2 rRNA genes are annotated in these 5066 nt (G+C 61.1%); both read left to right on the top strand.

Annotated features, from left to right (window positions below):
* The first annotated feature begins 5 nt into the window (after positions 1-5).
* Positions 6-1529, top strand: a 16S ribosomal RNA gene (locus DQ238_RS22440).
* Between the two features lie 609 nt (positions 1530-2138).
* A 23S ribosomal RNA gene (locus DQ238_RS22435) occupies positions 2139-5066 on the top strand; the annotation flags it as partial.

Here is a 5066-nt window from a genome sequence, read left to right as displayed (position 1 = left end):
CAGCATCTTTGGAGAGTTTGATCCTGGCTCAGGACGAACGCTGGCGGCGTGCTTAACACATGCAAGTCGAACGGGGTTCACCGCTTCGGTGGTGGGCTTGAGTGGCGAACGGGTGAGTAACACGTGGGTAACCTGCCCTCGGCTCGGGGATAACCTTCAGAAATGGGGGCTAATACCGGATGGTCTCTGCTGGCCGCATGGCTGGTGGTGGAAAGGGTTTCCGGCTGGGGATGGGCCCGCGGCCTATCAGCTTGTTGGTGGGGTAGTGGCCTACCAAGGCGACGACGGGTAGCCGGCCTGAGAGGGTGGACGGCCACACTGGGACTGAGACACGGCCCAGACTCCTACGGGAGGCAGCAGTGGGGAATATTGCGCAATGGGCGAAAGCCTGACGCAGCGACGCCGCGTGGGGGATGACGGCCTTCGGGTTGTAAACCTCTTTCAGCTCCGACGAAGCGGTAGTGACGGTAGGAGCAGAAGAAGCACCGGCCAACTACGTGCCAGCAGCCGCGGTAATACGTAGGGTGCAAGCGTTGTCCGGAATTATTGGGCGTAAAGAGCTCGTAGGCGGCTTGTCGCGTCGGCTGTGAAATTCCGGAGCTCAACTCCGGGCGGGCAGTCGATACGGGCAGGCTGGGAGTGGTGCAGGGGAGACTGGAATTCCTGGTGTAGCGGTGAAATGCGCAGATATCAGGAGGAACACCGGTGGCGAAGGCGGGTCTCTGGGCATCTACTGACGCTGAGGAGCGAAAGCGTGGGGAGCGAACAGGATTAGATACCCTGGTAGTCCACGCCGTAAACGTTGGGCGCTAGGTGTGGGAGCCATTCCACGGTTTCCGTGCCGCAGCTAACGCATTAAGCGCCCCGCCTGGGGAGTACGGCCGCAAGGCTAAAACTCAAAGGAATTGACGGGGGCCCGCACAAGCGGCGGAGCATGTTGCTTAATTCGATGCAACGCGAAGAACCTTACCTAGGCTTGACATGCGTGGAAATCCGGCAGAGATGTCGGGTCCGTAAGGGCCGCGCACAGGTGGTGCATGGTTGTCGTCAGCTCGTGTCGTGAGATGTTGGGTTAAGTCCCGCAACGAGCGCAACCCTTGTTCCATGTTGCCAGCACGTGGTGGTGGGGACTCATGGGAGACTGCCGGGGTCAACTCGGAGGAAGGTGGGGATGACGTCAAATCATCATGCCCCTTATGTCTAGGGCTGCAAACATGCTACAATGGCCGGTACAAAGGGCTGCGATACCGTGAGGTGGAGCGAATCCCAAAAAGCCGGTCTCAGTTCGGATTGGGGTCTGCAACTCGACCCCATGAAGCTGGAGTCGCTAGTAATCGCAGATCAGCAATGCTGCGGTGAATACGTTCCCGGGCCTTGTACACACCGCCCGTCACGTCACGAAAGTCGGTAACGCCCGAAGCCGGTGGCCCAACCCCTCGGGGAGGGAGCCGTCGAAGGCGGGATCGGCGATTGGGACGAAGTCGTAACAAGGTAGCCGTACCGGAAGGTGCGGCTGGATCACCTCCTTTCTAAGGAGCGCCTCGCTCGCCGGGCCCCGTGGGGGGTCGGTGGGTGCCAGGCTGTGCCCGGGCCGTGATGGCCGCCCCGGTCGGGGTGGTCGCCGGTGTTCGGGGCGGTGCTCGAGGGTGGAACGCTGACCAGTTCGGCCGCCGGTTCGTCTGCCGGCTCCTAGTACGGCTTCGCGCGGTCGCGTGCGGGGTGGGGAACGGGGTCGGTGGGCGGGGGGGTGGTGGTAGGCACGCTGTTGGGTCCTGAGGGAGCGGACCTGTCCTGGTTCCGGGTGCCGGTGTGTTGCCGGTGTGCTGTCCGGGAGGGGTGGGGGGTGACCTTGGTCAGGGCCTGTTCGGGTCTCGTACCGCTCATCGCCGCGGCAGCTGGGTGTCTAGCACCTGGGTGTCTAGCACCTGGGTGTCTGGCACCTGGTGTGCTGCGGGGGTGGGGTTTGGCGGGGCGGTGGGAACGGGTGGCTGGTGGGTCGTTGAGAACTGCACAGTGGACGCGAGCATCTTTGACTCTCGGAGCGGGCGTGACTCTCGTGGCAAGGTTCGTCTTGTCGTCGAGGGTTGGTCTCGTCGAGGGTTTGTCTTGTTTGTGGTTTGTAGGGTTGTGGGTTGTGTGGTCAAGTTGGTAAGGGCACACGGTGGATGCCTGGGCACCAGGAGCCGATGAAGGACGTAGGAGGCTGCGATAAGCCTCGGGGAGTTGCCAACCGAGCGTTGATCCGAGGATGTCCGAATGGGGGAACCCCGCACCAGTCATGTGGTGTGACCCGCGCCTGAACGCATAGGGCGTGTGGAGGGAACGCGGGGAAGTGAAACATCTCAGTACCCGCAGGAGAAGAAAACAACCGTGATTCCGTGAGTAGTGGCGAGCGAAAGCGGAGGATGGCTAAACCGTTTCCATGTGATACCCGGCAGGGGTTGTGGGAGCGGGGTCGTGGGGCGCGTTGTCGCATCTCTGCCGGGATGCGCGGAAGTGAGCAAGACCTGTTGTTAGTGGAAGGCCTCTGGAAGGGGTCGCCGGAGAGGGTGAGAGCCCCGTACACGAAAACGCAGGTCCTTTCGATGCGTGTTCCCGAGTAGCACCGAGCCCGTGGAATTCGGTGTGAATCTGGCGGGACCACCCGCTAAGCCTGAATACTCCCTGGTGACCGATAGCGGACGAGTACCGTGAGGGAAAGGTGAAAAGTACCCCGGGAGGGGAGTGAAAGAGTACCTGAAACCGTGTGCCTACAAGCCGTGAGAGCCGCGAATCGCGCTCCCTTGGGGGGTGCGGCGGTGATTGCGTGCCTTTTGAAGAATGAGCCTGCGAGTTAGTGGTGCGTGGCGAGGTTAACCCGGGTGGGGAAGCCGTAGCGAAAGCGAGTCCGAACAGGGCGTTTCTGCCGTCTGCGGGTGCATCCAGTGGGTGTGTGCGTGGGTGGTGGGTTGAGTCGCGTGCTCTAGACCCGAAGCCGAGTGATCTACCCATGGCCAGGTTGAAGCGCGGGTAAGACCGTGTGGAGGACCGAACCCACCAGGGTTGAAAACCTGGGGGATGAGCTGTGGGTAGGGGTGAAAGGCCAATCAAACTCGGTGATAGCTGGTTCTCCCCGAAATGCATTTAGGTGCAGCGTCGCGTGTTTCTTGCCGGAGGTAGAGCACTGGATGGCTGATGGGCCCGACAAGGTTACTGACGTCAACCAAACTCCGAATGCCGGTAAGTGAGAGCGTGGCAGTGAGACTGCGGGCGATAAGGTTCGTAGTCGAGAGGGAAACAGCCCAGATCATCGGCTAAGGCCCCTCAGCGTGTGCTAAGTGGAAAAGGATGTGGGATCGCCGTGACAACCAGGAGGTTGGCTTAGAAGCAGCCATCCTTGAAAGAGTGCGTAATAGCTCACTGGTCAAGTGGTTCCGCGCCGACAATGTAGCGGGGCTCAAGCACACCGCCGAAGCCGTGGCACTTCACCAGCACCCTGTCGTTGCCCTGTGCGGGGGCGGCCAGGGGGTGGAGTGGGTAGGGGAGCGTCGTGTGGCGGGAGAAGCGGCGGTGTAAGCCAGCCGTGGACGCCACGCGAGTGAGAATGCAGGCATGAGTAGCGACAGGGGAGTGAGAACCTCCTCCGCCGGAAGACCAAGGGTTCCTGGGCCAGGCTAATCCGCCCAGGGTGAGTCGGGACCTAAGGCGAGGCCGACAGGCGTAGTCGATGGACAACGGGTTGATATTCCCGTACCCGCGAAGGAGCGTCCCTGCCGAATCCAGCGATGCTAACCGCGCCGTGTTCGGGCACTGCATGCGTGTGGTGGCCGGATGGGTGGCGTGGGATCCGGACTGGTAGTAGGTAAGCGATGGGGTGACGCAGGAAGGTAGTCGGTGCCGGTGAGTGGTGGTGCCGGTGCAAGGGTGTGGCCCGCGCCGCAGGGAAATCCGTGGCGCTGACTTGGATGTCGGGGGTGAGGCCTGATGCATAGCCGTGTGCGGCGAATCCGATGATCCTATGCTGCCGAGAAAAGCCTCTAGCGAGTTCTGAGCGGCCCGTACCCCAAACCAACTCAGGTGGTCAGGTAGAGAATACCGAGGCGATCGAGCGAACTGTGGTCAAGGAACTCGGCAAAATGCCCCCGTAACTTCGGGAGAAGGGGGACCGGAGCCCGTGAAGCACCGTTTGCGTGTGGCGGCGGGAGCCGGTCGCAGAGACCAGTGGGAAGCGACTGTTTACTAAAAACACAGGTCCGTGCGAAGTCGTAAGACGAGGTATACGGACTGACGCCTGCCCGGTGCTGGAACGTTAAGGGGACGGGTCAGCCGCACGTTGGTGTGGTGACGCTCAGAACTGAAGCGCCAGTAAACGGCGGTGGTAACTATAACCATCCTAAGGTAGCGAAATTCCTTGTCGGGTAAGTTCCGACCTGCACGAATGGCGTAACGACTTCTCAGCTGTCTCGACCACAGGCTCGGCGAAATTGCACTACGAGTAAAGATGCTCGTTACGCGCGGCAGGACGGAAAGACCCCGGGACCTTCACTGCAGCTTGATATTGGTGTTCGGTTCGGCTTGTGTAGGATAGGTGGGAGACGCGGAAGCGGGCACGCCAGTGTTCGTGGAGTCGCCGTTGAAATACCACTCTGGTCGGATGGGATGTCTAACCTGGGTCCGTGATCCGGATCAGGAACAGTGTCAGGTGGGTAGTTTAACTGGGGCGGTTGCCTCCTAAAGGGTAACGGAGGCGCCCAAAGGTTCCCTCAGCCTGGTTGGCAATCAGGTGGCGAGTGCAAGTGCACAAGGGGGCTTGACTGTGAGACCGACGGGTCGAGCAGGAGCGAAAGCTGGGACTAGTGACCCGGCACCGGCGTGTGGAAGCGGTGTCGCTCAACGGATAAAAGGTACCCCGGGGATAACAGGCTGATCTTCCCCAAGAGTCCATATCGACGGGATGGTTTGGCACCTCGATGTCGGCTCGTCGCATCCTGGGGCTGGAGTAGGTCCCAAGGGTTGGGCTGTTCGCCCATTAAAGCGGTACGCGAGCTGGGTTTAGAACGTCGTGAGACAGTTCGGTCCCTATCCGC

This window comes from Geodermatophilus sp. TF02-6 (assembly GCF_003319115.1).
Lineage (GTDB): Bacteria > Actinomycetota > Actinomycetes > Mycobacteriales > Geodermatophilaceae > Geodermatophilus.
The sequence above is the reverse complement of the archived record's forward strand: the minus strand, read 5'-3'. Positions and strand labels throughout refer to the sequence as shown.